We start from the raw sequence: 25,768 nt of genomic DNA on the forward strand, positions 1-25,768 counted from the left end.
ATTCCTATCGAATGGTCTTTTCATTACTTATATACTCTTATATAGAAGCTTTTTTAATAACGGGAAAAGCACATCGGGAAGTTGCTCAACATTTGGGACAAGGATGCTATACTTTCCATAAATGTTTTGAATAGTCTTTTGCTGTCCCTCATCAATATCACCATTTGAAAGGAAAACATTGATGACCTCTATTCCATATTTACGAGCAGCTAATACAGCTTCGTGTGTATCGATTATGCCATTTTGTTCATAATCAAACGCTGCAGGCTCGCCATCTGAAAAAACAAGAAGAAATTTTTGTTTTTCTGACCGTTCTAACAGTTTTTTCGTTTGTAATCGAATGGTAAAACCATCACGATTGTCTTCTTCAGGCTCCAGTTGCATAATTTCTGCACCAGAGCTCCTTTTTAATGAAGAATCAAAAGTAATTACATTTTGGAAATAATTTGGCTGCTTGGTGCTGTCGGCATCATTTGTATCCTCCCAAAAACCTGTAACCTCATGTGGTACCTGGACAGATTTCAGAGCCTCATGGAACAATGCAATTCCATGCTTTGTTTGATCCATTTTGTCATGCATTGAGGCCGAGCAATCAACTAAAAGAGAAAATACCGCATCTATTTGAGTTGAAGGTTGATCTTTTTTATAAAACAATCTTGGGTTATCATCTGTAAAAATTCGTATCAACTTTTTGTTCAAACGACCAAAATGCAGATCTCCTCTTGGAAGATTTTTCTTATGCTCTAACGTCTTTAAAATCATTTGTTTTAGCTTTTTTTGATATGGTGCAATGGTTGCTTTACGCTTTTCATATTCAATCAGTTCGTGATGATTTGGTTTTCTAGCATTCAGGAAGACTGGGTATGCAAAACGATTTTCTCTGCCATATTCAAACTGTGTTGACCCCTCTTTATCGGTTTGCATTGATTCCATTGATTCTATTTTCGAAAAATCATTATTGTTGCTCTTACCCGAAGAACCCTGGACCATTCCTAATGCCTGGTCTCCTGCTTCTCCTTCTCTTGCGCCTTCACCTAGCAAATTTGTTCTAGAACCCTGGTCAAGGTCAAATTGCAAAAAACTCTTTGTTGGCGTTTCAGTTTCTCTATGCCAAGCAGCCATTTTTTGCTCATGAATGTCTTCATCACCTTTTTTTACATCATCTAAGGTATCATTGTTTCTTAATTTATCCTTACGTTTTAAATCGTCAAAGTTCAAACCCTCTTCTACAAGGTCATAGTCAAGCTCTGGCAAGTGGAAGTACGTATTTAATAAATCTTGGTCTACAACGTCTTCTAGAACAGCAACAATCTCCTTGCAGGTACGTATAATATGGTCTGTATTCTTTGCATCGAAAACGGAAACAACTTTATTTCGTATAAAAGGTAAAACTTGATCGATCTCTTGTTTTATCGGCGGGATATCTTCAAGTGGAGAGTCTGCCGTAATAAGAAGAAAAATTGCATTAAACAAAGCATCTGTGTGAACGCTTTTGACAATATTCACATGCAGCTGATCCTCAAAATACATCCGATAAACAGCTCTTCTCTTATCAAATGTTCTTCTAGTTCCTGGTCTTTCCTTTTTACAAAGCTCTTCTAACCTGATATCTTCGAAAAGCATAAATAACTGCTTAGCAAAATTTATAAGCTTACTTTTTCTACAATAGTCTAAATACGTGTTTATTTCCTTGTAATCAGTATAAGAAAGGCTACCCAACGAACGAAGAAAAATATCACTTAATAAACCATTCCGCTTATCATCTTCAGGTCGATTATCCCAAAAATGACTGATAATAATTTTATTTTGAAGTGGGTCAAGATAGGATCGATACCCAAACTCGACTTCCATTTCTGGATTTTTTGAAAGAGTTTTGGCTAAATCAGACAACTCCATAAATAGAAAGGAATCTACTTTTTTATCATTAAACTGTATAAACCTCATTGAAAAAACCTCACTCAAACAGGGTTTCTGCTATATTTTTAACGGCTGCTTTCTCTCTGTCATCATCAAGTTTTTCAATAATTCCTCTTTCTATTGCACGTAACGGTGGCATATACATCGCTAAGTCACAAGTATCTATAAGCGCTCTTATTGAAGCAGCTTCTTCTGACAATAATCCACTTCGAACCTGTGTAATCAAATCGGAGGATAATGATACAAACTTTGTAAGTAAACCTTGGTCTTGAAGAGCTGTTTGTGTTTGAAGAACTTCTTTGAGCGCTTCACCTTGGATATATGGAACGTCAATAACAACAAAACGGTTTTTCAATGCTTCGTTTAATGGTACTGTTCCTACATATCCTTCATTAATAGCAGCAATTACCCCAAAACCATTCTCTGCTCTAACAACTTCTGCAGTGAACGGATTCGTAATCATTTTCCGATAATCTAATACTCCATTTAAAATCGGTAATGTTTCTGGTTTAGCCATATTTATTTCATCGATATATAACAAATAGCCCTTTTTCATAGCGTTGATAACAGGACCGGATACAAACTCTATTTTCATTTTCCCTTCATGTTCTTGAATCGTTTTATAGCCAAGAAGTGCCTCAGCATCTAAATCAACAGAACAGTTGATGCTATACATCGGTTGTTGAAACAAATGTGAGATAGTTTCTGCAAGCTTTGTTTTACCAGAACCTGTTGGTCCTTTTAAAAGAACATTTTTTCCAATACTTAGCGCAATGATTGCATCTTTAATTATGGAAATATCAGATGGAGTGTAGCCGCCATTGCCTATAAGCATCTGGTCTTGCGAGTCTTTAATCAATTTATTTCTAGTTTTAATATCTACTTGTATAGTAGTAGGTAATTGTAATTCCTCAAATTGAATAGACATAATATCAAAATCCTCTCTTACTTTTCTTCCCCTCATGATTGTAACGAAGTTCAATTCTTGTAGCAAAGATTTTACCTTAGTTTGTTAAAAATTTGCATGATATATGATTTTTTCTTACAAATATGGTATGATGATTGTAAATATCAATAAAATATAAATAACAAATTAAAAAGACCGTAGATGTTGCGAGCATCCACGGCCAAGCAATAGAATGGTCCCACTATGGGGATCGGCCTTAAAGTACAAAAATAGACCTCACCCTGATTTTAGCGGAAAAGGGAGGTCTATTTTTTGTTGTTGTTAAATGATAATATCGCAACAACGAGAGACGCAAAAGAAAGCATGATAACAAGACTTTCAAAAATCGTCATAGGCATCACCCCCTTTCAACGGGGATTAGCCGACCACCCTATATTGGACAATCTATTGCATGTTTGTATTATAACACAAACCTATACACGAACGTATGTTTGTTATGAAAAATGATTCTTTAGACTCAGTAAACTTTCTTGGAAATTCTTTCTTAAAGTCGATTCATCCTTTTTAAGTATTTCTCCTAAATAACTCAGAAGTTCATTATCAAATGCAAGCCCGCTTGCATGGTTTCGTTTAACAAAGCGTTCAACATCTGCAAAATTTGCAAACGTAGGTTCAAGCATCTTCTTCTCATGGACTACTCTCCACTGATTCTCTTGACCTAAGAAAACGAGAGATTTTTCACCTTTACGGTTTACGAATAGAACTCCACTTTCATTTTCTTTTACATTCAATTCATTTTGCGGAGCATCTTGGCGTATGGCGTATAAAGGGAACGCATTTTTGACAAATAACTCAAACGCAGTTTCACCCATTGAACATCCAGACGCCTTTGGATGTCCTCCTCCACCAAAACGTTTTGCAAACTCAGAAACATCTACTTCATCATATATTGTACGAAGACCAATCTTTTTGGTACCAACGTTAAGAATGGCAATTAAATCGAGATGAGGATTTAATTTTGCAAGAGCATTTCCTAATTCAGAAATATATTGTTCGCCATGAACGATACCAACACAATAATCCTCAATAAACGTTTGTACGATTTGTCTATTTTTAGAATTGATATATCGTTCAATTTTTTTGTCTTCAGTATCTAACAGGAATTCCTCTGCATCAGTTAGACGGAAGGTATCTGTTGCATTTTTTAATCTCTCGAGCATTTCCGATTCAAACTGCTCAAGCCCTATAATGAAAAATAAATCATTTAATCTTTTTGCTTCAATTCGGTTTTCTGTTTCCCATTCCCATGTATCATAAAGCCTTACTAATTCAATGAACTCTTCTAACCCTTTACTTTGCTTTATAAGGTTTCTTTCTAGGAGAAATTCATAATACAAAGAAGTTGCACATGTTTTTTTTCCAGTTTCATACTCAGCTTTAACAAAGCCCCACTCATAGTCATTAAAATGCATGGCTGTTTTGTGGTGATCGACCATTTGAATATGATTACCCGCCTTATATCGCTTTTGCAATTCTTTTTCATTTTTTTCATTAACAGCTAAATCGGTTATGTATACCTGTGCGTGATTGTGCTCAGGGTTTTCTATGTATTTTTCCACTCTTTCATTAAGATTTCGGTATGAGCAATAGGAGACATCAACTGATTCACCAAATGCTAGTTTGGCAACTAACCCGCAGCCTACTCCGTCTAAATCACTATCTGAAAATAATTTGATCATGTGTCGTAATCCCCTTTCACTCCTAGTTTCGATTATTATATCCATTTTCATACTGTACTTTTGCAATAAAAACAGCACTCAACAATTATACCAATGTTTTAGTATTTTATTTGGGTTAAGTGCAAAAAAGTATATTATTATTTTGAATTTATCCTAAAAGATTAAACTTTGCAGACCACAATGATTAATGGTCTCCGCTTCACTCGCTTTCCACGTGCGGACCCTGAACCTTCTCGTCCCATACTCTTCAATCCCCCCTGCATTACCAGTAACGTGCTTAATATAGACTACAATATTACCAAAATTGTATAGCAACAGGAATTAATAAATATATTTCAACACCTTTTTGTGTTATAATCCTTTAATCAAATAAGTAGAAATGAAAAAGGTATAAATATGAAACAAACATTTACAATCAAAGAAAAAAACAAACTATTTATGGGTATTTTACTTCCTATCCTGATTACCCAAGTTGGGCTCTATTTAATGAATTTTGTTGACACAATGATGTCTGGGCGTGCTGGAGCATACGATTTAGCAGGGGTTGCAATTGGTTCAAGTCTTTGGGTACCAATTTATACAGGGTTAAGTGGTATTTTATTAGCTATTACGCCAATCATCGCGCAATATGTTGGGGCAAGAGAAAATAGCAAAGTCCCTTTTGCCGTTATGCAAGGTACTTATCTTTCTGTCATACTCTCAATCCTAATTTTAATTGTAGGATGGATTTCACTTGACCTACTATTAAATAATATGAAGCTTGAACAAGAGGTACGAATTATTGCAAAGGAATACTTAGTTGGACTTTCATACGGTATTTTTCCGTTATTCGTGTATTCAGTGTTACGATCGTTTATTGATGCACTTGGTCATACAAGAATTACAATGTTTATTACACTCGTTTCTTTACCCATCAATGTGGTATTTAACTACCTACTTATCTTTGGAAAATTTGGTTTTCCAAGGTTAGGCGGGGCTGGGGCAGGCTACGCAACAGCAATTACGTATTGGATTATCGTATTAATTGCAGTTGTCATTATTATCAGACAAGTTCCTTTTACTGAATTTAAAGTGTTCCGCACCTTTTACCCCATTTCCTTTTCTAGTTGGGGTGAAATTTTAAAGCTTGGGTTACCGATTGGTTTTGCTATCTTTTTTGAAACAAGTATATTTTCTGCGGTTACACTATTAATGAGTGAATTTAGTACCTTTACAATTGCAGCCCACCAGGTCGCAATTAACTTCGCTAGTCTTTTATATATGGTACCTTTAAGTATATCAATGGCACTAACAATAGTGGTTGGATTTGAAGTTGGTGCAAATAGACATAAAGATGCAAAACAATATAGTATCTTAGGGGTTGTCATTGCTCTTTTAATGGCATTGGTTAGTGCGGCCATTATCTATTTTTTCAGGGAGCCAATTGCCGGAATATACTCTACAAATCAAGAGGTTGTATTGCTAACAACACAATTTTTAATTTATGCAATCTTCTTCCAGCTTTCTGATGCTGTTGCTGCACCTATACAGGGGGCACTTAGGGGTTATAAGGATGTAAATATCACCTTTATTATGACACTAATCTCATATTGGGTTATCGGACTTCCTTTTGGGTATTTTCTTGCTACCACAACTTCCCTAGGAGCCTTTGGATATTGGATTGGGTTAATAGTTGGACTTGCTGCAGGTGCAGTTACATTATCAGGTCGTCTATTCATCGTGCAGAAAAAGGCAGCTACTATCGAACAAGTAAATTAATGAAACCCAGCTAATGCAGCTGGGTTTTTTTATGATTTAGTTAATCACTGGATCAGGTTATTCAAATACTGAAGTTCATCTTTATGTGTATACTCGTTTGAACTGGGTGTTTCAAGTACTAAGGGGAGCTCTTTTACATAGGTACTCTGTAGTAATTCTTTTATTTGTTCTACTTTAATATGACCGTTGTGAATATTTGCATGACGGTCTTTCATTGATCTTGTCGGATACATAGAGTTATTTAAATGTACTGCTTTCAAATGAGTAAAGTATCCTAACTCTTCGCCTTTTGCTTCTACTTCAAACCAATTATCTCCTTCCCAAACACCGCTAGCAAAAACATGACATGTATCAAGGCAAAAACCTATTTTTTCTGGGTAATCTGTTAATTGCCTTACTTGTACCAATTCTTCGATTGTTGTTCCGGTTGGCCCACTTTTCCCCGCGTTATTTTCTAGCAAAATAAGGGAGTCACCTTCCCATTTGCTTAGTATTACGTTTAATGTCTCAATCATTCGTTTGTAACCTTCTAACGGGTCAGTCTCATCCCTTACAACTCCAAAATGAACTACAACTCCGATAGAGCCGCATTCATTCGCAATTTCTAAATCATTTAAAACGGAATCTATGACTAACGTAATTTGGTCTTGTTCTGCCACAAGATTAGTCGGATATGGGGTGTGTGCAATTGTGAGAAGGTCATTTTGACTACAATAGTCCGCACATTTACGTGCATCTTCTCTGTCAAAGCTCTTAACAGATAAACTCCTTGGATTTTTTGGAAAGTATTGAAATGACCTTGCCCCTATTTTTTTTGCGTGTTGTGCAGCACTGAGGTAACCATTTCGTATGCTAATATGACTTCCAAATCTCATTTTTTTCCTACTTCCTACTTTGTTTTATCTTTATAGTCCTCGAAATATTTATGAACTATTCAAATAGCTAAAAATGGACATACTGTTACTGAGGTGACAGAAATGGTAAACTTTACATCTAAAGACGAAGATTGGACTGTGCAACATAAATCAGTGAAGGAACTCGAAGAGGAAATAGGAAATTATTTTCTAACATCCAAGAAATATGCTTCTGAAATCTCTAGCGATGATAAAGAGGAATTTTAATCGATAGTAAAAACATCATTTTGCGCCAAAAAAAAAAGAGCGAGGAAAATTCTCGCTCTTTTTCGGTAACCTAATGAAAATATGAGAGTAAACTAGCTGCTCTCCATGCAATGATAAAGGAAAATAGGCTTATTAGTGTTACACTTACTATTTTAGACCTTTTCTTGTGGCTTCCTTTAAAAACAGAAAATGCGAAGGAAAATCCAACAAGTAAAAATAGGATGACGGAAATCTCCATATAGACGTTCATCTCCATAAAAATACCCCTTTCACTAAAATACAATGAGTATTTGTATGAGCCCACCATTATATAATGTTAGATTATATCGCAAACTCTAAAGTTGTACAACGTCATTTATTCCTATTTTTAATTCGTTCTAACTCCTCAATATGGAGGGAGATAAGCTGCAATTTTTGTGTCTCTTCTATGGTGGAATCCATCACTCGTTTAGTTGCCAAATAGAACTTGTCATTTGGCAGCTTTCGCACTCTGGGATGTGTCATTTCATCAAGAAGATCTTTTTTTATTGTATCTCTGATTGTTTTTTCACTATTATCCTCATTCAATAAGATACGGTTATTCCAAAGAGATTGATAAACCTCCAATAGTAACGGATAGTTAGTTGGATTGTTCATTATGAAGGCCTCTTTACTTATCAAAGTGATAGGTCCAAAAGATTTCCTTCCGAATCCAGTTCAACATGTCTTCGTCACCTTCAGCAATTTTCTCAGTTAATCCTTTTAACATAACTTCTGTTTGTGAACGGTGTGCTCGAATCGCAGCAAGTTTGATATCTTGAACTTCACTTACATCAAACTCAATGTCATGTTCGCCTAACTTTTCAACTCGATCATGGGTAATTGCTTTACAATAAACAGTTGGACGTTGTTCCTTTGGAATACGGGAAACCGCTCTAATTGTCGCCTCACCAGTTGCATCATGGTCTGGATGAACACCATGACCCGGGTAAAAAGTAATGACTAATGACGGATTAACTTCCTTAATTACTTCCCCAATTTTATCAGCAACATATTCCGGATCTTCAAATTCTAATGATTTGTCACGGAAGCCCATCATGCGTAAATCCTGAATACCCATTGCTTGGCAAGCATCTTGAAGTTCTTTTTTCCGAACTTCTGGTAAAGTTTCTCTATTTGCAAAAAATGGATTACCTAAATTTCTTCCCATTTCACCAAGGGTTAAGCAAGCATACGTAACTGGTACTCCTTTTTGTGTGTTAAGTCCAATAAAACCCGCAACTCCAAATGCTTCATCATCTGGATGAGGAAGCACAACTAATATATGACGTTCCATTCTATTACTCCTTTGTTCATTAGTATGTAGTGTTAGAAAGGTGTTTTACTTAACTGAAGGGCAACAGCTAACCTGCCTTCTTCATCATGGCCAGCTAGTAGTAAGCGACCTTTATCATCTATTTCCCAATCTGTTAATCCCTCTGCATAAACCCAACCCAAAGCTAGCTTGAGTCCAACGCGATAGGATCCTTCCCCAGTTATTTTGCCGTGTGAATATGTAATGAGGTTATTACGAATATACGCACCAGCCGATATTTTACGAGCACCAGAATGAACTGCATATGCCCCGTTTGTTGTCTCTAAATGAATATAGACATCTTGGTTTGCAAGACGATCAATTTCTGCTTGAACTTCTTGTTTACTGATCGGTTTCAAAATGAATCCTCCAAACTAAATATGATAATATAGGTTACTTAAGTATTATCGATTTTATCAATAAACCTTTTATAAAGCGAATGATAAGTTTTATACATTTAAAAAATTAGTAAATTTTTGCATGTATAAACAGAGAATCGGTTATATTACAAATACAAAAGGTGGTGAAGAAGAATGAAATCAAAAGATAAATTAGATTTAGTCCGAGACATGGAATTTGATATTACTAACAAATTCATTCCAAATCTATGTGAAGCAAAAACATTAAAGGTAATCGATATTAATGGTTCTTCCGTACGAATAGAACTTGAAAACGCACGATCAAGAGGTGTATTTCCACTCTCTCATTTTCAGTCTTTAATTCGCCAAGGTGCATTAGTATTAACAACTCATGAAAATGAAGAAACCGCTTAATTGAATTCAACCATTACATATAATTTTTTACAATAATACAATAAAACAACCATCCTAAGATGGTTGTTAATTTTTACTTATTCGCCTAAACCTTCAGCTTTTAAAACCTCTTCAATACCTTGTATTGCTTCATCTGCATCATTACCTTCAGCAGATACAACAATGTTAGATCCTTTTGGAACACCAAGTGACATAACACCCATAATTGACTTTAAGTTTACTGACTTGCCATTGAATGTTAATGTAACTTCTGATTGGTATTGACCAGCTTTATTTACTAGTTTTGTTGCAGGTCTTGCGTGTAATCCTGTATCTGCTGTAATTGTAAAAGTTTTTTCAGCCATATTAGTCCCTCTTTCTTTTCTACAAATTCCTTCTTTTTTAGAATAGCCATATAGCATGGTGATAATCAAGTGAAATTTTTTAGAACTGACAATTTGTACAGAAAAAACACTTTCTAGAGGAGATTATTTCTTTTTTAATTGGGTGTCCACATCGGTTACACTTTTCGCCTTCTCGATCATATACCTTACAATGATCATTATATCCACCCGTTAATTTATCTTCCTTGAATAACGGTAGTTCAATATAACCACCTAATTGAATGGCTTCCTTTAAAACTGATTGAATAGAATTATACAATTTCTGTACTTCGGAATGTTCCAAGCTATCAAAAGTTCTTGATGGTAATAATTCAGCCGCATAACATATTTCATCAGAATAGCAGTTGCCTATACCAGCTATGAACTCTTGATTCACTAATGTCGTTTTTAACTTACCCCTTTTCTTATCAACAAGTTGTTCGAATAATAGTAACGTAAAGTCTTCTTTTAGAGGTTCTGGGCCTAAGTCCGATAATTCATCTTTTAATTGCTTGTCATCTAACAAATGTAAGTAACCTAATCGTAATCCAATAAAAACAAGTTTATGCGAATTGAACGAAATGATTACCTGTTTGGTCCGTGAAATGGTATCAGTATCATTCTCTATGTACATGAGTCCACCTAACATAAGGTGAAGAAGCAAACATTTGCCTGTATCCAATTGGAAAATCAAATGCTTTCCTCGCCTTTGTATGTCAACAATTTTATTCCCATTAAGAGCGTCAATAAATAGTTTAGTTGCGGTATTAATGGATTTTTCGCGGTTTACCTCTACATTTACAATCTTATGCCCAGTAACTCTAAGCTGAAGTAGATTTTTATATGTTTCCATCTCCGGTAATTCAGGCATAGGTTCACCTACTTAATAATGTAATGTTAATAGCTTGAACGAAATCATAAAATACATGTATCTTTATTAAACGTTTAGACAAAGCTTTGTCACATTTATGACTTGTTTAATTGTTTATCTACTTCCGTTCTTGAATACAGGATTATATACCGATAAAATTAAATGAGGAGGTACTTTATGCTAAAAACGATAATTACGATTGAAAAATCCATAGATATACAAACCATAATAAAAGGTAGTGCATTAAAAAAACAAAGTGATACTGAATTTATTCTCGTAAATGATAAAAAGGAACTTGCTCGGATTACCATCTCCGAAGGGTATGTTACGTTTTCATACGACGGCTCTTTAAAGTTTTCAGAGTATGAGCAAATCCATAATGCAATACTAACCTTTTCCCAGGAGACTGATGGTAGTATCGATGACTCTGGTAGTAAGTTAGGTTTCTTAGATAATGGTGAACCCGCTTATATCATTACTAATTGGAGCAAATGGACGGAAATGCTGAACAAGGCAAAATATAAAACCCTTGAAGGTCAAATGGTGCGGGTTGTTGATAAAAGTGGCAATGAATTAGGTAATGGAATGCTGGTGGACTACAAATTTAAGGAATCAGTAAACTTAACTTCTGTAATAAGTGAATGTACGCTAATTACATTACTTGGTGAGAGGAAATATCAAGGAGACGTATTATTCATTGAACCAACTGGCCAATGGTAATGTCACAGAAGGGACTACATAAATGTAGTCCCTATTGTAGTTTTTCTAGTTCATTTTGTAGTTGCTTCGTCCTCTTGGCATTACCTTCCGCAAAATTCGCAAGCCTAACTTTTAGTTCTTCATCATTATAAACTCTCTCAGAGGCAATCAAGTACCTCCTCATTAGTTCGGATTCGACATCATAAGCTGTTTGTAGAATTGCCTTTAAAGAGTCATCAGTAAGTGCATCTTCACGATCTTGGTCTCTATCATAATCTCTCTCATGATTCATCTTTTTCACCTCTCCTCCCTACAATTATTCTCTATTGGAATTCTTATATGCTATAAAACAGAAGGGGATTCGACCAGATACTGGTGGATAACGTTTATTTTTTATAACAAAAAAGCTATCTAAAAGATAGCTCCATAACTTATTTCTTCTTATATTCAAGTTTTCGCCAGTATAGATAAGTGAGAAAAGCAACTAAAGCTGATGCTAACGCTATTGCTGTATTTTCATATACATGCTTATATTCATGACCAAAGTATGCTTCAACCGTATGCTGGAGCAGTACAACGTTAATGGCAATTGTTATAAAAATGATAGCCCAACACATTTTTTTAGCCATGTCTAATTTTCCTTCCAACTGCATAAACGGTATTATCAATAACCTCAACTTCAATTAATGGCAGTTCACGTTGTGGTGGTCCTGCAATCGGATGCCCACTATTTACATCGAAGTACCCTTTATGACACGGGCATAACAAAACATCTTGTTCTCTTTCATAAAATACTGGACATTGTAAATGGGTACATTTGTTGTTATAAGCCTTTAATTGTCCGTCCTTAGTATGCACGAGTATTGCTGGCTCTTCATCAGTTGGATAGTTGAAATTAACTGCTTCACCCTTTTTTACATTCGACAATTTTGCAATTTCAACTTTAACGATGTCTTCTTTTCCATCATTCATCATAGCCTTAATGGAGATCGGAAGTGTAGCAACGCCCAGTGCAACAGATGCACCTACTGCTGATTTTAAAAATGCACGGCGATTATATTTTGTATCATCATCTCTATTTAAGTTATCAACCAGGTTGATCATATCATCATTGGTATCTTTTTGATTTCGCATAACTTTTTTGTCGCTCATGCTAAATCCCCTTTCGTCGCTCAAGCGAGCATTCTTCCCTGTGTAGCTGTCCGTATGACTCCTACTGTATAGGTGGGAGATAACGGACGCTACCCGGATTATATGAACAAGGATAAGTATCCTGCTTAAAATCAATCACTGGAAATGTGATTGTAAGATTAATTCTATCAATCCGTATATACTCCAAAGAAGTCAGGCACATATTGCCACTTGTTTCCTTCTTGTGGTTTTTTACCTTCAACTAGGTTCATTTGTGTTCTTCTGCGTCTTAATGCTTGCATTTCATCAAAATCAATGAATCGGATTGCATCGCTCGGACAAACAGAAGCACACATAGGTGCGATATCATGCTTTGAACGGTCGTAGCACATGTCACATTTGTACATTTTATTCTCTTCGAAATCAAATTTTGGTATTCCAAATGGGCACCCAAATGTACAGTTACGGCAACCGATACATTTTTCCTCCATAGCAGATAATACTACACCCTCTTCTGTAATCTGAATTGCATTTGCAGGACAGACTCTGGCACATGCCGGATCCTTACACTGCATACAGAGCATTGGATACGTTTGTCTGCTTTCAAAAAAATCAACATATTCTACATAGTTACGTTCCTTTGCATCATGGTCACCGCATTCGCGGCATGCTGCTTGACAGGAGCGGCAACCAATACATCTTTCAAACTCTAGATACATAATTTTATTCATAATGTTCGTCTCCTCTCACTGGTTTACGCTTTTCTTAATTTAACTGCACAAACTTTAAACTCCGGCATTCTAGAAACAGGATCTAAAGCAGGATTTGTTAATTTGTTAACTGATAATTCCTTACCCCAGTGATATGGAATAAACACAGTATCTTTTCTAATAGCTTTTGTTAATTTTACATCCACGGTCATACTTGAGCGTCTTGTAGTTAACGTCACCTTATCACCATTTACAAGGTTATATTGACTTGCTAACTCTGGATGCATTTCTGCGTATGGAACTGGACATTGTTCCATAAGGAAATCTACCCGTCTTGTTTGGTTTCCTGATAGATAGTGGAAGACAACACGACCAGTCGTTAAAATATGTGGATAATCCTCAGATGGGTATTCTCCCGGCTCATTCCAGTCGACAACTGCAAGATTCGCTTTTCCATTTTCCGTTCCAAACTTTTCCTTAAACATTGTTGGAGTACCTGGATGGTCTTCGGAAGGACACGGCCAAAAAACGCCGTCCTCTTTATCTATACGATCCCACGTAATACCGTAATAATCTGCTTTTCCACCCTTCGTTGCCACACGGAACTCTTCAAAAATTTCTGCTGCGTTTTTATAAGGGAAGTGTTTACCTCTACCCATACGTTCTGCAATTAAGTTCATGATTTCCCAATCAGGCTTTGATTCTCCGAGTGGGTCTCGAACTTTCCGAATATGAATAACACGTCCCTCAATATTCGTCGTTGTTCCTTCGTCCTCCGCCCAAGTTGTAGCCGGTAATACAACATCTGCAAATTCAGCAGTTTCTGATAAGAAGAAGTCACTTACTACAAGGAAATCTAATTTCTTAAAGCCATCCCAAATATATTCCACATTTGGCGCAGAGACTGCTGGATTACTACAGATGACATGCATTGCACGAATGTTTCCACGTTGAATTTCATCAAACATTTCGTAGGCTGAAACTCCTGGTTTTGGCATCTCTTCTGGATCAATTCCCCAGACACCGGAGATATATTTGACTGCTTCAGGATCAGTAAGCTTACGGTATCCTGGTAATAAATCTGCCTTTTGCCCATGTTCACGTCCACCTTGACCATTACCTTGCCCAGTGAATGTTGCTACACCAGAGGCAAATTTACCAACCTGCCCACGTAATAATGCCATAGAAGAGTACATAGCAACATTATCAACACCCTTTGATTGCTGTTCAACACCGCGTGCGAACATCACAACCGAGCGAGGCGACATGCCAAAAATATGAGCTGCTTTTATTATCTTTTCAACTGCAACACCTGTGATTTGTGATGTGTATTCTGGAGTCCAATGCTTCACCATTTCTTTAAGTTCTTCATAGTTATTGCAACGATTATTAACATACTCTTCGTCAACATAACCTTCTTTTACTAGTAAATGCATAATTCCATTTGCTAAAGCAGAATCCGTTCCTGGTTTTAGGTCTAAGTGTACGTCTGCAACACGAGCAGTAGGCGTTTCACGAGGATCTGCCACAATCATTTTTGCACCTTTGTCCTTTGCTCTCCAAAACCATTGAATACTAGTTGGATGACATTCTGCTGTATTTGATCCGGCAATAAAGAAGCAATCACTGTGCTCAAGCTCTGTCCAAGGTAGTGTTGAACCTCTATCGATACCAAATGTCTTGATAAATCCACCAGCAGCGGAACTCATACAGAAACGACCGTTATAATCAATGTATCGTGTTCCAAGCGCAACTCGCGCATATTTACCTACAAGATAACACTTCTCATTCGTCATTGATACGCCACCAAATACGCTTAGCGAATCTTTCCCATGTTCAGCTTGTAATCTTTTAAAATTTGTTTCAATTAAATCAAGAGCCTCTTTCCAGCTTGATTCTACAAATTGGCCATTTTTCTTTATAAGTGGTTTTAAAATTCTGTCCTTATGCTCTACTGTTTGGTAAGCAGTTACTCCTTTAGGACACATTTTCCCCATCGTTACCGGCCAGTCGTATCTAGGTTCAACCCCCATTACCTTGCCTGACTTTTCATTTACCCGAATATGCATACCACACTGCATTCCACAGTAACAACAATGTGTGGTTATTAATTTTTCACCTGGTTTAATAAGATTTTTCACACCGTCTTTAACTAAATATTGACTCACAACAACTTCCTCCCCACTACTTTACAATTTCCTTCTCTTTGTCCTCTTGATTTGTTGGTAAGTTATAAAATTCATCTGAACGCTTCTTTCCAAATCCAGATAAATGAATATCGTTCATTGTAGAAATTGGACCATATGGGTTACCTTGAGGGGCCTCCATATTCATTTGTTTCATTACTCGAATCCTACGACGACATGCTGGACAGTAATCCGCCAGATAGCTACCATCAGCCAGCTGTAAATCGAAACTCTGTGCAGCAAGAATGTGTTTAACATCTGAGATTTGATCATCACTACTGTAGGTAGTACCACATTTTTTACACGCTCTCGTATCTACCTTTATCACTTCTTGATAGTTCATAGGAACAGCAGTAGCTAATGGACGAATTGGCAGATGAAACAGTTTTCCGAATGGAAAATAAACTAGTAATACCACAACAGTAACCTGATGAATCAACGTCAAATATGGATGCAACCAGCCATCTAAAAATGTATAGGATACTGTTAAAACCAAACCACTTACAGTAACACTTAATAGCAAGTAAAGTGGAAACAAATCAAATTCTACACGTTGAGTTACTTTAACATCTTGGCTCTTTACACGACGGAACAGTGCCATTATTACGCCAACTAAAACCATCATTGCTGTAATATTCAAGCCATTGTATAACAACTCTGCAAGAATTCCATGAGCTGCCATTTTCATTGTTGGAAAATTGAAGACAACAACTTGGTATGTAAGCGGATCAATCAGATCGAAACGCATCCAACCGAATGTTAAACCAAATGTAATTGCAAATGAGCCGATACAGCCCCATGCAATCATAAAATGCTGTACTCCACGATAGATACCGCGTTTAAAAATGAATTTTTGTAAAATTATGTTTTCAAATGCTGTTTTTGCTATCGCCTTGATATTTCTTTTTGCACGTTTTTTCGTCTTAAGATTTTTAATGCTGCGTTTTACCACTTGGTGAGTCGCTGGACGAATAAGCCAAGCACACATTCTTACTGTCAGACCAATTGCAAAAATAAACGATGATATCATATAACCAAGTAGAGCCATATCAATATCTGTAAATTGATCTGTACTAACCCACATCGATCCAAATAGGACTAATGTAACAAAAAACGCATACATACTTGTTTTCGAATAAAAAGAACGTTCAAATTGTTTCATTTTTACGGAATCACCTCTACTAAATTTCACATTTCACTATTTTTCATCATCAACAAATTGTTTTCGTATTTTTATTGTAAGTGAGGTACTTTTATAAAACTGTGAAGTATGTCACACTTTTTGTGGCGAATTAATGACATAGTGAGGTTGGTGTGTCTAGGCAGTGAAAATGGGGTTAGTTTGATTTACGAGTGGGTTGGGTAGCCACTTTGGTGTTGTGGGTTGTGCTTCGGTTGAGGAACGGGATTGCGCCTATTGAATGTGGGATATTCGGGTGGTGCTCGGGTAGAATAACAAGGCGGCACCATCCGAATATCGGTGTTGCGGGTGGCGCTCAGGTAGAATAACGGCTCGGCACCAACCCAAAGTGACTAAATGCTAGCCCCACTCTACCAAAAACTAAATAAATCGCAACTCTATTTGCTTCTATAAGCGATATTTCGGTTCTATAAGCGTTAATCTGTTTCTATAAGCGATAGCAAAACCTCCACACAATAATAAAAATAGAGTGCCTAATAAAAGACACTCAGTCAAACACTCCTATTATTGGCATCATAAATAGTAAGTCCCACTATATCTAAACCATTGATAACAAGTTCATTTTTTATGAGTTCATCATTATCAACATTTATTTCATCAGAGGTGGATAAAAAATGTGATCCAAAAAAGCTAATAACAAGGATAAAAACCGTTATAAGTCCATATTCAACATATTTTTTTCTCATTTATTCACCCCTATTGCCATAACTCCAAAGAAAACTCGGCGATTTCAGAGCCCTAGTAACTTTTAAGCGTTTAGAAAAGCTCCACATACTCTCCTACCGTCCTTAAATAGGAAAAAAATTCCGCCTTATACAGACGAAATTTTTTCTTTCTCTTATTTTCTTTACTCTTTTAATGCAGCTTCAAGAGCAACCTCTATCATTTCGTTAAATGTAGATTGACGCTCCTCAGAAGTTGTTTCTTCTCCAGTTAGGATGTGATCACTAACCGTTAAAACAGATAGTGCTTTACGTCCGAACTTTGCAGCTAATGTATATAGTGCAGTTGTCTCCATTTCAATCGCAAGGATACCATATTGAGCCCATTTTTCTAACTCAGCATTGTCATTGTAAAAAACATCACTTGTGAAGACATTTCCTACTTTTAATTGAAGTCCTTTTTCAACTCCTACATCATATGCATTTTTTAACAATTCAAATGAGGCAGTTGGAGCGTAATCCACACCTCCAAAAGTGAGTCGATTCATTTGTGAATTAGTAGACGAAGTCATTGCTAAAATAACGTCTCTTACTTTTACATCCTTTTGAATTGCACCACAGGTACCAACGCGAATTAATTTTTGCACACCGTATTCGGCCATTAATTCATGTATGTATATAGATATCGATGGAACTCCCATTCCGGTTCCCTGAACTGATACTCGCTTACCTTTATATGTACCGGTAAATCCTAACATTCCTCGCACATTGTTATAGCAATGTACATCTTCTAAAAAAGTTTCTGCAATAAATTTTGCACGTAATGGGTCACCAGGAAGCAGTATTGTTTCTGCTATTTCACCTTGTTTTGCTCCTATATGAACACTCATCATAATTCCTCCTACGTTTATAAATCTTCCATTAACAAAGCATACCACATTTTATATTCTACCTAAAAGAATTCATTAACGCAAAATAGATGGGGAATGATAATCTTGTACCATTCCATAAGGGAGGATTACATTTTGGCTGATAAAATGAGTAAAAAATTAAGACAAGCAGTGCAATATGCAAATGAGACTGATACAACAAAAGGTGTTGGTAACCCACCAAACACTTCTAAAAAAGCTAAACAAGGTTTCATGCAAACGCATAATCAAAACAATCAATCTGACGGAGGCTATTAACTATGGGTAAAAAACATAGAAGCAGAATTAATGCACCTAAGAAGAACAATCATATCCCACCTGAGGCTATCGAAGCTGAGCATATTGCACATGGGAAAGAACATTCAGCAGCTGGCGGCAGAAAAAATGGCCCTGGACATAATCAATGATGAAAAAGGCTTGAGCATATATGCTCAAGCCTTTTGATTAACTATATTTGTTAATAATACTTGTAAGTTGTTCACGAATTGTTGGTAAATCACTTGAATGGACAGTGAATCTCACGTTCGTTTCATCCATTTCTAATGCTTCTGCTAACAGACTTCCTAAGCCTCTTGCGCGTCTATCTACCTGCATCATCACTTCTACTTGACTAGATGATTGAGGGAAGAATACTAACTCGAGTTCATCTAGTCTACCACGGTATTGGCCACTTGTAGGAACAAATTCAAATTCTTGAATAAACGGAAGGCGTCCTCTTAAGCGGTAAGGTGCTGCCTCACAGTCCACCTTACGAAGGCTAAATCCTAAATCATACACTGCATTTAACACCCCTGCAACTAGTGGAGATGGTGAAATTAATAAATAATCCTTATCAGATGGATCGACTGCATTTTTTATATCTAATCCTGTATGAAGCCATACTCTAGTCTTCCCAAGTGTTACAGGAGTATCGAGAGGAAGAACAAATGTAAATGGAAATTCTCTTTTTTCATTAACACCTATTTTAAATGGTTCAACAATTTTCACCTTATTAATTGTTGCTTGTTGGTTAAACTTTCTGTCATTTGACTCTTTAATATAAGTTGTCATCAATGACAGGTAGATTTCATCAATTTGCTGCTCAGTATTTCCGCCAACAACTTCAACAATTCCTTGAACCTCTTCCCCAACCTTAAACTGGTCTTTCGTTAATTTTGCATCAACTCTTGCACTACCAATACCAATACTTGAAAAAATCTTGTTAAATAGAGACATTTATTTTCCTCCCAGATATCAATTTCGTTCGATATAAGAGTATACGAACGGGAATTAAAAAAGTTTCTAAAATGTACATTTTTATTTTAAAAGACAATCCTACTTTGAATTACCTTTATGTATCAATGTAACTATACCGATTGTCAAAAAGAATGCACCACTTAATACAGGATAGATAAGGAGTACTTTTGAAAGGGTTGAAACGGTACCATTTCCAATTGGACCTACTTGTGGTTTGAAAAATGTTAAATAAGTTCCTACCACAGAAAGGATTATCATAAATAGGCCACAACTAATAAACACCCAACTCCTCATATCTTCACCTCGATCTAAAATCACTGCTACCTTCTTTTTTCTACAAATCAGTGAAAAATCCTTCTACTAACTCTGTTTTAAAAAGAAAAATCGACGGCGAGCCGTCGATATGTACTTACTACTTATTCATCCTCTTCATCAATTACACACTTATAAAGTAGATATTCAAATGTAATGTCAGCGAGTTCGTCCAGTTCATCCTCGCTTGGGGCAAAACCCCTTCGTACTAGCTCGTTGTAAAAAAACTCCGCTATCTCTTCAGTGTCAATAACAACCTCTATTTCCTTCAGAATTATCGCCCCCTTTATTAAGATGTATGAAAATTATGTGATACGTATGTCTAAAGAACTTCTTATGTATATCTTTTTATTTTTTTAGTCATGAAATCATAGATTCATACATAGTATGAAATATAAAAAGTAGACAAGCCATTGGAGGGGTTAGCGTAATGAAACAAAATACTATTCAACACTATTACGTAAACGAGGAGAAAACACATAAAAATACTATACTAGAGTTTATTGACGGAGATCAATTTGACAAAGTACTAGGAAAAATAACGAATGGCCTATTTAAGGCAATCGTATTCTTTGGAGTTCCATTCTTTCTCTATGTGATTTTTCAGTTCCTAAAAATGTCCTAATCATTACTTTTCCCAGTTTCAAATTTTTCGAGGTTTCTTAACGCTAGATCCATAACATCTTTATACTTCTTATCTTGAAACATATCATATAATATTTTATAGTCGTTATACACATCTAATAAACCATCAATAATTTCTTTTTTCTCTTTTTTTATACGCAAATTTTCTTTTTCTGATTTACGATGGATATCCATATTATGCATCCCCACATTTTTGTTTTTCTTTTTCACATACTTTAATTCGTATTTTTGAAGGAATGTTTCAGCTTGTTCATAGTCGGCGAGTAATGTCAGCTCATTTTCTCCAGCCTCAAGCCACTCACCATCTGTAATTCGTGCCAGTTCATAAATTACTTCCTCCCACGCACCCTCTTTATATCTCCATATCTCCGTGTGAATACCAACAATTTTAAAAATGTCATTTTCATATCCTTGCACGAAGACTAAATCACCAAAATAGAATTTGTACTCTATCTCAATCTTCTCAATTTCAATTTGTTTTCCCTTATAGTTCGATAACAAAGTTAATGAAGACTCAGAATAAAAGGCCTCACCTTTATTCACCTTATATAAATAATTTCCATCTAACCTTTTTATATCAGTGACAGAACCGACTGTCCCATAAAGTGTAACGACTACAATATCACCGATTTTGAATTTAGGTTTTCTGCTTTTATTTTCCATCGTCTCATTCCCCACTATTTTAGTTCTGGTATAAGGGTGTGAGATATTATATGCAGCTATTGGCTAAAACGCTAAACGAAATGGACTATGTAAAAAAAGAAATCTTATCATTTAACGAGCCAAAACTATGGTAAAAAACACAATAAAAAAACGGGGCAAAAGTTGCTCCCCGTCTTGGTTTTATTCCTCATTTTCATAAAGTTCCCACGCTCTATCGAAGACTGTCATGCTTGTCAAATAGTGACCATTCAGTTCAAGATATGAACTTATTTCATGATAATCCTGTGAATACTTTGGAAATGCATGATCTAAATAAATGTCATTTGCTAATTTAGTAATTTCATCCTTAGCCTTTGCAGCTCGAAACTTAGTTATATAATGATAAAACGACTTGTTCATTTGTACACACCCTACTCTTGACTGACAGTTTTTTGTCATTTTATCATTTTACAATAGCTTTTCATACTGAAAAGTATTTCAAAATCGAAAATAATTCTTTTTTAGTAGTCTTGGCACAGACATAAGACTTTTGTAAGTTACTGTATTTTCTATTTGTTTTGTATTAATAAGTAAAAGGTGGTCTTCTATTTCATTGATTATTGTCTCTTCTTGATATATCATTCCACATTGATTACAAACCACACATGGAGTATCAGTAATTTCAATTGCTCGTGTACCATCAGGCAACTCCCAGTACACACTATTCTTATCTTCGTATGCTTCTTCTGACTCACACCACATACACTTCATTTTTACCCCTCCTTCAGGAAAAAAGAAATCAGTGGGTCAGGCATCCCCCACCGATAACATAATTATTAATTTGAAACTTCTTCATCTTGCCCCTTCATTTTCTTAAGGGTTGATTGGTATTTTTTATCTTTTAAAACGTCCCGTTTATCTCGTCTATCTTTTAACGTGCTGTGACTAGGGTCTTCATTGTATTTTTTTCTTCGATTGATACGATTAATCCCTTCTGGGACAAGGTTAAATCCTTCTTCTCGTAACAATCCAGCAACCCCGGCTGTTGATTTTTTATTCTCTAAGGAACCATAGTGCTCTGTAAAATATGCATCGGCACGACCTGGCACATAATTCTCCGGCTCTGGATACGTAGTAATAACTCCTTCAAAATTACGAAGAACAACTTTTTCCGGGCTTTGCGAAATCAAATAATTCGGTTGCAGTGCTATCTTTCCACCACCACCTGGAGCGTCACAAACGAATGTTGGAACGGCATAACCAGACGTATGGCCACGGAGACCTTCTATTATTTCTAGACCTTTTGAAACTGGTGCCCTAAAATGCCCAATTCCCTCTGAAAGATCACATTGATATATATAATAAGGACGCACTCTGATTTTGACTAGGTCGTGCATAAGCTTTTTCATAATTTCAACGCTGTCGTTGATTCCTGCTAATATAACAGATTGGTTTCCAACTGGAACACCTGAATTCACAAGCATTTCACATGCTTTCTTTGCCTCTTCTGTAATTTCAATAGAAGTATTAAAGTGAGTATTTAACCATACCGGATGGTACTTCTTTAGAATATTACAAAGATTTTCTGTAATTCGCTGCGGAAATACAACAGGTGCTCTTGTTCCAATTCGGATTATTTCAACATGTGGGATGGCACGTAAGTTTTTAAGGATATATTCCAGGATATTATCATTAATAAGAAGACCGTCACCACCAGAAATCAATACATCACGAACTTCCTCCGTTTTTGCAATGTATTCGATAGCTGCATCTAATTGCTTCTTTGGTACTCCCATTCCAATTTGACCAGAGAATCGTCTTCTTGTGCAATATCGGCAATACATAGAACATTGATTTGTTACTAAAAACAATACACGGTCAGGATATCGATGAGTAAGCCCTGGAACTGGTGAATCCTCATCTTCCTCTAGTGGATCCTCCATATCGTATTTGGTTTTATGGATTTCCTTACCAATTGGAACTGATTGCATACGTATTGGACAACGCGGATCATCGGGATTCATTAAAGAAGCATAGTATGGCGTTATATTCAAAGGTATTGTTTTAGTGGATATAAGAACTCCTTCTTCTTCCTCAGGTGTCAGGTTTATCACCTTTCGCAAGTCACCAATCGTCCGGATTGTATTGGTCAACTGCCAAAGCCAATCATTCCATTGTTCTTCTGTTACATCCTTCCATAGTTCAATATCTTTCCAATGACGTTTCGGTTTATAAAGATTCATAATCATAAAAAATCTCCTCCCTGTTAACTTAATCATGCAAATTGCATGCCAAAAAGTCAGTTAGGAGGAGAAATACTAATTATTTATTCAATTTTTGAAGTTTATATTGCAGTGTTTGACGTGGAATTTGAAGAAGTTTTGCTGCTTGATTGATATTTCCCTCTGCTGTTTCCATTGCACTGGTTATAAGAATCGATTCCGTCTCTTGCAAGGCTTGACGGAGTGGTTTCAATACATGACTTTGTTTTTCAATTACCGTTTTTTCAGTTTGATTAATATGCGTTGGTAAGTGACTTCTTGTTAAATTGTTACCATCTACCATAATCATTGCATGTTCAATAACATGCTTTAGTTCACGTACATTCCCCGGCCAAGAATACTCGCCAAATAACTGTAATACCTCTTCATCAGTCTTCCAAACATCCTTCTGAAAACTATGATTATACGAAGCAATAAAATAGTCAACTAAAAACGGAATATCTTCTAAGCGCTCTCTTAATGGAGGAATTTCAAGTGAGAATACATTTAAGCGGTAGTAAAGATCGGGCCTTAATTCATTATCCTTCACACATTCTGAAGGAAGCTTATTTAGAGCTACAATGACGCGTACATCGACCTGAAATGCTTTTGGACTACCAATTCGTCTAACTAATCCATCCTCTAAAACCCGTAACAAACGTGACTGGAGCTCTAAAGGCATTGAATTAATTTCATCTAAAAAAAGAGTACCTCCATGTGCAATTTCAAATAATCCGGCACGATCAACTGCACCTGTATAGCTGCCTTTGACAGTTCCAAATAGAATACTTTCTAGTAAACTTTCAGGTAAAGCTGCACAATTTTGGGCGATAAATGGAGCTTGTTTACGAGGTGACATATTATGAATTGATTGAACAAGCAATTCCTTACCGGTTCCAGTCTCACCATAGACAAGTACAGTTGAGGCTGATTGCGCTACTTTTGAGGCTTGTTTTTTCACAAATTCAAAATGCTTATTTCTTGTAAGAATATCATCAAAGGTATATTTTGCTCCGTATAGCTCGCTAGGTTTTTTTGAGACTCCTCTTACCTTTGATTGAAGGTCCATTAACTTATTTGAGAGCGACTTAATTTTAGAATAGTCTTTTCCAATTTCAACTGCCCCGATAAATTGACCATTGACGTTAATCGGAAGAGTGGTATTTATCGTATCGATTAATTTCCCCCATTTGTTTTTATAGGTTTGAGGTTGATGAAAAATCGGCTGCTTGGTTTGTATCACCTTAAGGAGAGTACTAGATTCTTCTGAAAGTGACGGAAAGACTTCTAAAATATGCTTACCTAAGACTTCTTCCTTATTTAGTCCATCATGATTTGCAGCTACCTGATTATAAAAGATGGTAATTCCTTCTTTATTTACTACATGTATCGCTTCATCGATGCTATCTAGAATTGCAATAACCATTTCTTCTCCGATATGCAAGAGTCCCACCTCCTTTGAACAGGTGTTAGTTCATGATGAATTATCGGCATCTCACGCCGAATTTTCGGCATAGATATTATTTATTGAGATAAATCTCTTACCCATACATTCATATCTTCAATTTTGTCAAAAATATAACAATTATTGGTTAGTCTTCCAGTATAGGAGTAGCCTAACTGATAAAAGCAATTATTCATTCCATAAGATAATGCTCTGGCAATTGAATAAGCACAGAATATATCATTTCTAACTAATTCTTCCTCTAACCGAACAAGCAATTGTTTCATTAGTCCATGTTTCCGATAAGATGGTAATGTTGCGCAATCAGTTAATTCAGCATTGAATTGCGGACCATTTACTTCTGCGGATGCGGCACTTACAATTTGACCATTATCTTCGACCACATAAAAAATGGTTGTATCATTCATGACTTTCTCTATATAATTCGGTTTGTTTAACGGTGTTGGGTAAATTTGAAACACTTGACTATATAGGGAAGCAAGCTCAGTGGCATCTTTAGGTGTTGCTTTTCGAATATGAAATTTGGGATCACTATCCGGTGAGTATTCTTCTCGTTTTTTGGCAAGTACGCCTGAGAGAATAGTTTCCTCTTCCATCCACTTATCACTATTCCTACGCTCATTACTAAAATACTTGGTTACAAAGTAACAATCGCTTCCAACGAAATATCTTTTGATAACAGCCTCAATCATAAAACCGTTCTCTATAAATACAAAGAGATCCTCATGACGGACTTTACAAATTAGCTTCTCTAATTGGTGGTTATCCACCAGTTTATACATTTCTTCAATAATTAGCGGTAGGTTACCTCTATATTCTTCAAGCTTTAGCCTACGATTAAAAAAGTCTAGGTTAATTTTCGCATGGTATGTAGAACCTTTAATTGTTTTTTCTTCACTATACTTCTC

Annotated in this window: 34 protein-coding genes; 7 read left to right on the plus strand and 27 right to left on the minus strand. The window is 36.0% G+C overall.

All coding sequences use genetic code 11. The features are described from left to right. Positions 1-27: 27 nt before the first annotated feature. The 4 genes from AB3M96_RS10910 to AB3M96_RS10925 all read right to left on the minus strand — a co-directional run bounded on the left by AB3M96_RS10910 (position 28) and on the right by AB3M96_RS10925 (position 4,563). Positions 28-1,944 (minus strand): vWA domain-containing protein, encoded by a 1,917-nt coding sequence (locus tag AB3M96_RS10910; RefSeq protein WP_412967639.1) that lies wholly within the window; start codon positions 1,942-1,944, stop codon positions 28-30. 10 nt (positions 1,945-1,954) lie between these two features. Continuing rightward, positions 1,955-2,845, minus strand: coding sequence for an ATP-binding protein (locus tag AB3M96_RS10915; protein ID WP_412967640.1), 891 nt, complete (start codon positions 2,843-2,845; stop codon positions 1,955-1,957). 284 nt (positions 2,846-3,129) lie between these two features. Then, a complete protein-coding gene (locus tag AB3M96_RS10920; RefSeq protein WP_412967641.1) occupies positions 3,130-3,222 on the minus strand; it encodes a putative holin-like toxin in 93 nt (30 codons plus the stop codon). Between the two features lie 96 nt (positions 3,223-3,318). Next, complete coding sequence (locus tag AB3M96_RS10925; protein WP_412967642.1) at positions 3,319-4,563, minus strand: DHH family phosphoesterase; 1,245 nt, start codon at positions 4,561-4,563, stop codon at positions 3,319-3,321. Positions 4,564-4,959: 396 nt separating this feature from the next. Here AB3M96_RS10925 and AB3M96_RS10930 point away from each other — a divergent pair, with 396 nt between their 5' ends. Beyond that, a complete protein-coding gene (locus tag AB3M96_RS10930) occupies positions 4,960-6,321 on the plus strand; it encodes an MATE family efflux transporter (protein WP_412967643.1) in 1,362 nt (453 codons plus the stop codon). A gap of 44 nt (positions 6,322-6,365) precedes the next feature. Here AB3M96_RS10930 and AB3M96_RS10935 read toward each other — a convergent pair whose 3' ends face one another. After that, positions 6,366-7,196, minus strand: a complete 831-nt coding sequence (locus tag AB3M96_RS10935) for a deoxyribonuclease IV (RefSeq protein ID WP_412967644.1) — start codon at positions 7,194-7,196, stop codon at positions 6,366-6,368. Between the two features lie 102 nt (positions 7,197-7,298). On the opposite strand from AB3M96_RS10935, the gene AB3M96_RS10940 reads away from it, so the two are divergent. Next, positions 7,299-7,442, plus strand: coding sequence for a hypothetical protein (locus AB3M96_RS10940; RefSeq protein ID WP_412967645.1), 144 nt, complete (start codon positions 7,299-7,301; stop codon positions 7,440-7,442). Between the two features lie 351 nt (positions 7,443-7,793). Here the strand turns inward: AB3M96_RS10940 and AB3M96_RS10945 are convergent, their stop codons facing one another. Genes AB3M96_RS10945 through AB3M96_RS10955 form a run of 3 tightly spaced genes read right to left on the minus strand, consistent with a single transcriptional unit; the run spans position 7,794 to position 9,134 of the window. After that, on the minus strand, positions 7,794-8,078 hold the full coding sequence (locus tag AB3M96_RS10945; protein WP_412967646.1) for a hypothetical protein: 285 nt from the start codon (positions 8,076-8,078) through the stop codon (positions 7,794-7,796). A 13-nt stretch (positions 8,079-8,091) separates the two neighbouring features. Continuing rightward, positions 8,092-8,757 carry a bacillithiol biosynthesis deacetylase BshB2 gene (bshB2, locus tag AB3M96_RS10950; RefSeq protein WP_412967647.1) on the minus strand — a complete coding sequence of 222 codons (666 nt, stop codon included), beginning with the start codon at positions 8,755-8,757 and terminating at the stop codon, positions 8,092-8,094. 32 nt (positions 8,758-8,789) lie between these two features. After that, complete coding sequence (locus AB3M96_RS10955; protein WP_412967648.1) at positions 8,790-9,134, minus strand: YojF family protein; 345 nt, start codon at positions 9,132-9,134, stop codon at positions 8,790-8,792. 174 nt (positions 9,135-9,308) lie between these two features. Between AB3M96_RS10955 and AB3M96_RS10960 the strand changes: the two genes are divergently transcribed. Continuing rightward, positions 9,309-9,548, plus strand: a complete 240-nt coding sequence (locus tag AB3M96_RS10960) for a hypothetical protein (protein WP_412967649.1) — start codon at positions 9,309-9,311, stop codon at positions 9,546-9,548. A 77-nt stretch (positions 9,549-9,625) separates the two neighbouring features. On the opposite strand, the gene AB3M96_RS10965 is transcribed toward AB3M96_RS10960, so the two are convergent. Next, entirely contained in the window at positions 9,626-9,892 is a 267-nt protein-coding gene (locus AB3M96_RS10965) for a phosphocarrier protein HPr (protein WP_412967650.1), read from the minus strand. 79 nt (positions 9,893-9,971) lie between these two features. After that, on the minus strand, positions 9,972-10,781 hold the full coding sequence (mutM, locus tag AB3M96_RS10970) for a bifunctional DNA-formamidopyrimidine glycosylase/DNA-(apurinic or apyrimidinic site) lyase (protein ID WP_412967651.1): 810 nt from the start codon (positions 10,779-10,781) through the stop codon (positions 9,972-9,974). A 177-nt stretch (positions 10,782-10,958) separates the two neighbouring features. Between mutM and AB3M96_RS10975 the strand changes: the two genes are divergently transcribed. After that, a complete protein-coding gene (locus AB3M96_RS10975; RefSeq protein WP_412967652.1) occupies positions 10,959-11,501 on the plus strand; it encodes a hypothetical protein in 543 nt (180 codons plus the stop codon). Between the two features lie 31 nt (positions 11,502-11,532). Here AB3M96_RS10975 and AB3M96_RS10980 read toward each other — a convergent pair whose 3' ends face one another. The 8 genes from AB3M96_RS10980 to deoD form a co-directional block, all read right to left on the minus strand. Beyond that, positions 11,533-11,772, minus strand: a complete 240-nt coding sequence (locus AB3M96_RS10980) for a hypothetical protein (RefSeq protein ID WP_412967653.1) — start codon at positions 11,770-11,772, stop codon at positions 11,533-11,535. Positions 11,773-11,911: 139 nt separating this feature from the next. Then, positions 11,912-12,109, minus strand: coding sequence for a hypothetical protein (locus AB3M96_RS10985; RefSeq protein WP_412967654.1), 198 nt, complete (start codon positions 12,107-12,109; stop codon positions 11,912-11,914). Continuing rightward, the gene (locus AB3M96_RS10990) at positions 12,102-12,632 is read right to left on the minus strand and encodes a QcrA and Rieske domain-containing protein (protein WP_412967655.1); all 531 of its coding nucleotides are present in this window, start codon (positions 12,630-12,632) and stop codon (positions 12,102-12,104) included. The genes AB3M96_RS10985 and AB3M96_RS10990 overlap by 8 nt, the downstream gene beginning before the upstream one ends. 167 nt (positions 12,633-12,799) lie before the next feature. After that, entirely contained in the window at positions 12,800-13,342 is a 543-nt protein-coding gene (locus AB3M96_RS10995) for a 4Fe-4S dicluster domain-containing protein (RefSeq protein WP_412967656.1), read from the minus strand. 23 nt (positions 13,343-13,365) lie between these two features. Next, positions 13,366-15,489: a formate dehydrogenase subunit alpha gene (gene fdhF, locus AB3M96_RS11000; protein ID WP_412967657.1), complete on the minus strand. Its 2,124-nt coding sequence runs from the start codon at positions 15,487-15,489 to the stop codon at positions 13,366-13,368. Between the two features lie 16 nt (positions 15,490-15,505). Beyond that, complete coding sequence (locus tag AB3M96_RS11005; protein ID WP_412967658.1) at positions 15,506-16,669, minus strand: MFS transporter; 1,164 nt, start codon at positions 16,667-16,669, stop codon at positions 15,506-15,508. 530 nt (positions 16,670-17,199) lie between these two features. Beyond that, positions 17,200-17,394 carry a hypothetical protein gene (locus AB3M96_RS11010; protein ID WP_412967659.1) on the minus strand — a complete coding sequence of 65 codons (195 nt, stop codon included), beginning with the start codon at positions 17,392-17,394 and terminating at the stop codon, positions 17,200-17,202. A gap of 161 nt (positions 17,395-17,555) precedes the next feature. Next, on the minus strand, positions 17,556-18,260 hold the full coding sequence (deoD, locus tag AB3M96_RS11015) for a purine-nucleoside phosphorylase (protein WP_412967660.1): 705 nt from the start codon (positions 18,258-18,260) through the stop codon (positions 17,556-17,558). A 135-nt stretch (positions 18,261-18,395) separates the two neighbouring features. Here deoD and AB3M96_RS11020 point away from each other — a divergent pair, with 135 nt between their 5' ends. Both AB3M96_RS11020 and AB3M96_RS11025 read left to right on the plus strand, forming a co-directional pair. Beyond that, positions 18,396-18,557, plus strand: a complete 162-nt coding sequence (locus tag AB3M96_RS11020) for a hypothetical protein (RefSeq protein ID WP_412967661.1) — start codon at positions 18,396-18,398, stop codon at positions 18,555-18,557. A 2-nt stretch (positions 18,558-18,559) separates the two neighbouring features. Then, a complete protein-coding gene (locus AB3M96_RS11025; protein ID WP_412967662.1) occupies positions 18,560-18,706 on the plus strand; it encodes a hypothetical protein in 147 nt (48 codons plus the stop codon). 37 nt (positions 18,707-18,743) lie between these two features. Here the strand turns inward: AB3M96_RS11025 and AB3M96_RS11030 are convergent, their stop codons facing one another. The 3 genes from AB3M96_RS11030 to AB3M96_RS11040 all read right to left on the minus strand — a co-directional run bounded on the left by AB3M96_RS11030 (position 18,744) and on the right by AB3M96_RS11040 (position 20,119). Beyond that, positions 18,744-19,514, minus strand: coding sequence for a sporulation protein (locus tag AB3M96_RS11030; protein ID WP_412967663.1), 771 nt, complete (start codon positions 19,512-19,514; stop codon positions 18,744-18,746). A 99-nt stretch (positions 19,515-19,613) separates the two neighbouring features. Then, on the minus strand, positions 19,614-19,853 hold the full coding sequence (locus AB3M96_RS11035) for a hypothetical protein (RefSeq protein ID WP_412967664.1): 240 nt from the start codon (positions 19,851-19,853) through the stop codon (positions 19,614-19,616). A 98-nt stretch (positions 19,854-19,951) separates the two neighbouring features. Next, on the minus strand, positions 19,952-20,119 hold the full coding sequence (locus AB3M96_RS11040) for a YozD family protein (protein ID WP_412967810.1): 168 nt from the start codon (positions 20,117-20,119) through the stop codon (positions 19,952-19,954). Between the two features lie 158 nt (positions 20,120-20,277). On the opposite strand from AB3M96_RS11040, the gene AB3M96_RS11045 reads away from it, so the two are divergent. Next, a complete protein-coding gene (locus AB3M96_RS11045) occupies positions 20,278-20,472 on the plus strand; it encodes a hypothetical protein (protein ID WP_412967665.1) in 195 nt (64 codons plus the stop codon). Here AB3M96_RS11045 and AB3M96_RS11050 read toward each other — a convergent pair. From AB3M96_RS11050 to ablB, 6 genes are all read right to left on the minus strand, one after another. Then, positions 20,469-21,155: a hypothetical protein gene (locus tag AB3M96_RS11050; RefSeq protein ID WP_412967666.1), complete on the minus strand. Its 687-nt coding sequence runs from the start codon at positions 21,153-21,155 to the stop codon at positions 20,469-20,471. The two genes, AB3M96_RS11045 and AB3M96_RS11050, sit on opposite strands and share 4 nt — an antisense overlap. A gap of 180 nt (positions 21,156-21,335) precedes the next feature. Further along, entirely contained in the window at positions 21,336-21,554 is a 219-nt protein-coding gene (locus AB3M96_RS11055) for a YozE family protein (RefSeq protein ID WP_412967667.1), read from the minus strand. 78 nt (positions 21,555-21,632) lie between these two features. Then, on the minus strand, positions 21,633-21,905 hold the full coding sequence (locus AB3M96_RS11060) for a YokU family protein (RefSeq protein ID WP_412967668.1): 273 nt from the start codon (positions 21,903-21,905) through the stop codon (positions 21,633-21,635). Between the two features lie 65 nt (positions 21,906-21,970). After that, positions 21,971-23,383 carry a lysine 2,3-aminomutase gene (gene kamA, locus AB3M96_RS11065; RefSeq protein ID WP_412967669.1) on the minus strand — a complete coding sequence of 471 codons (1,413 nt, stop codon included), beginning with the start codon at positions 23,381-23,383 and terminating at the stop codon, positions 21,971-21,973. A gap of 73 nt (positions 23,384-23,456) precedes the next feature. Next, positions 23,457-24,821 carry a sigma-54 interaction domain-containing protein gene (locus AB3M96_RS11070; protein ID WP_412967811.1) on the minus strand — a complete coding sequence of 455 codons (1,365 nt, stop codon included), beginning with the start codon at positions 24,819-24,821 and terminating at the stop codon, positions 23,457-23,459. 98 nt (positions 24,822-24,919) lie between these two features. Beyond that, positions 24,920-25,744: a putative beta-lysine N-acetyltransferase gene (gene ablB, locus AB3M96_RS11075; protein ID WP_412967812.1), complete on the minus strand. Its 825-nt coding sequence runs from the start codon at positions 25,742-25,744 to the stop codon at positions 24,920-24,922. Positions 25,745-25,768: the final 24 nt, after the last annotated feature.

This window comes from Ferdinandcohnia jepli (assembly GCF_047246645.1).
Taxonomy (GTDB): Bacteria; Bacillota; Bacilli; order Bacillales; family Bacillaceae_L; genus Ferdinandcohnia.

Coding starts and splice junctions, on each gene's coding strand:
- AB3M96_RS10910 (WP_412967639.1), bottom strand. CDS start 1,944: ATGAGGTTTATACAGTTTAATGATAAAAAAGTAGATTCCTTTCTATTT.
- AB3M96_RS10975 (WP_412967652.1), top strand. CDS start 10,959: ATGCTAAAAACGATAATTACGATTGAAAAATCCATAGATATACAAACC.
- AB3M96_RS10965 (WP_412967650.1), bottom strand. CDS start 9,892: ATGGCTGAAAAAACTTTTACAATTACAGCAGATACAGGATTACACGCA.
- AB3M96_RS11010 (WP_412967659.1), bottom strand. CDS start 17,394: ATGAGAAAAAAATATGTTGAATATGGACTTATAACGGTTTTTATCCTT.
- AB3M96_RS10920 (WP_412967641.1), bottom strand. CDS start 3,222: ATGCCTATGACGATTTTTGAAAGTCTTGTTATCATGCTTTCTTTTGCG.
- kamA (WP_412967669.1), bottom strand. CDS start 23,383: ATGATTATGAATCTTTATAAACCGAAACGTCATTGGAAAGATATTGAA.
- AB3M96_RS10940 (WP_412967645.1), top strand. CDS start 7,299: ATGGTAAACTTTACATCTAAAGACGAAGATTGGACTGTGCAACATAAA.
- AB3M96_RS11045 (WP_412967665.1), top strand. CDS start 20,278: ATGAAACAAAATACTATTCAACACTATTACGTAAACGAGGAGAAAACA.
- AB3M96_RS11070 (WP_412967811.1), bottom strand. CDS start 24,821: ATGGTTATTGCAATTCTAGATAGCATCGATGAAGCGATACATGTAGTA.
- AB3M96_RS11050 (WP_412967666.1), bottom strand. CDS start 21,155: ATGGAAAATAAAAGCAGAAAACCTAAATTCAAAATCGGTGATATTGTA.
- AB3M96_RS10980 (WP_412967653.1), bottom strand. CDS start 11,772: ATGAATCATGAGAGAGATTATGATAGAGACCAAGATCGTGAAGATGCA.
- AB3M96_RS10915 (WP_412967640.1), bottom strand. CDS start 2,845: ATGTCTATTCAATTTGAGGAATTACAATTACCTACTACTATACAAGTA.
- mutM (WP_412967651.1), bottom strand. CDS start 10,781: ATGCCTGAATTACCGGAGATGGAAACATATAAAAATCTACTTCAGCTT.
- AB3M96_RS10990 (WP_412967655.1), bottom strand. CDS start 12,632: ATGAGCGACAAAAAAGTTATGCGAAATCAAAAAGATACCAATGATGAT.
- AB3M96_RS10930 (WP_412967643.1), top strand. CDS start 4,960: ATGAAACAAACATTTACAATCAAAGAAAAAAACAAACTATTTATGGGT.
- AB3M96_RS11025 (WP_412967662.1), top strand. CDS start 18,560: ATGGGTAAAAAACATAGAAGCAGAATTAATGCACCTAAGAAGAACAAT.
- AB3M96_RS11055 (WP_412967667.1), bottom strand. CDS start 21,554: ATGAACAAGTCGTTTTATCATTATATAACTAAGTTTCGAGCTGCAAAG.
- AB3M96_RS10935 (WP_412967644.1), bottom strand. CDS start 7,196: ATGAGATTTGGAAGTCATATTAGCATACGAAATGGTTACCTCAGTGCT.
- deoD (WP_412967660.1), bottom strand. CDS start 18,260: ATGAGTGTTCATATAGGAGCAAAACAAGGTGAAATAGCAGAAACAATA.
- bshB2 (WP_412967647.1), bottom strand. CDS start 8,757: ATGGAACGTCATATATTAGTTGTGCTTCCTCATCCAGATGATGAAGCA.
- AB3M96_RS10960 (WP_412967649.1), top strand. CDS start 9,309: ATGAAATCAAAAGATAAATTAGATTTAGTCCGAGACATGGAATTTGAT.
- AB3M96_RS11005 (WP_412967658.1), bottom strand. CDS start 16,669: ATGAAACAATTTGAACGTTCTTTTTATTCGAAAACAAGTATGTATGCG.
- AB3M96_RS10985 (WP_412967654.1), bottom strand. CDS start 12,109: ATGGCTAAAAAAATGTGTTGGGCTATCATTTTTATAACAATTGCCATT.
- AB3M96_RS11060 (WP_412967668.1), bottom strand. CDS start 21,905: ATGAAGTGTATGTGGTGTGAGTCAGAAGAAGCATACGAAGATAAGAAT.
- AB3M96_RS10945 (WP_412967646.1), bottom strand. CDS start 8,078: ATGAACAATCCAACTAACTATCCGTTACTATTGGAGGTTTATCAATCT.
- AB3M96_RS10995 (WP_412967656.1), bottom strand. CDS start 13,342: ATGAATAAAATTATGTATCTAGAGTTTGAAAGATGTATTGGTTGCCGC.
- AB3M96_RS10925 (WP_412967642.1), bottom strand. CDS start 4,563: ATGATCAAATTATTTTCAGATAGTGATTTAGACGGAGTAGGCTGCGGG.
- AB3M96_RS11030 (WP_412967663.1), bottom strand. CDS start 19,514: ATGTCTCTATTTAACAAGATTTTTTCAAGTATTGGTATTGGTAGTGCA.